This window comes from Aeromonas sobria (assembly GCF_050266975.1).
Taxonomy (GTDB): Bacteria; Pseudomonadota; Gammaproteobacteria; order Enterobacterales; family Aeromonadaceae; genus Aeromonas; species Aeromonas sobria_B.
Genome location: NZ_JBKISU010000097.1, coordinates 1 through 487, shown reverse-complemented (window position 1 = coordinate 487; position 487 = coordinate 1). Strand labels below are relative to the sequence as shown.

Below are 487 nucleotides of genomic sequence, written 5' to 3'. Positions count from 1 at the left end.
AAAAGCTTGGCCACAAGAGCATTGAGCGGCTGTTTCACGAGACTGCCACAGGTTGGCACCAGCAGGCCAATCACCCCGGTTGGGCCGGGCTGCAACTGCTCGCCGTCGATGGCGTGATGTGGCGCACGCCCGATACCTCGGACAATGCCGCCGCCTTTGCCAAGCCCGGCACCCAGCATGGCGAGACCGCCTATCCCCAGGTGCGCATGCTCTGTCAGATGGAGCTGACCAGCCATCTGCTGGTTCAGGCCGTGATGGAGAGTTGTGCCGTCAACGAGATGGTGCTGGCCGAGCAGCTCATCGAGCGCACACCGGACCACTCGCTGACCCTGTTCGACAAAGGCTTTTACTCCCTTGGCCTGCTCCACGCCTGGCACACCACCGGCAGTGAGCGGCACTGGCTGCTGCCGCTCAAGAAGGGCACCCAATACGAGGTGGTGCGCAAGCTGGGGCGCCAGGATGCGCTGGTGCAGCTCAAGACCAGTCC

Annotated in this window: 1 protein-coding gene; it reads left to right on the top strand. The window is 63.7% G+C overall.

Going from position 1 to position 487, the window contains the following annotated elements; translation table 11 throughout:
- Window positions 1–487: IS4 family transposase (locus ACLHZ1_RS20600; protein ID WP_427263539.1), on the top strand; the 487-nt coding region annotated here is incomplete at both ends.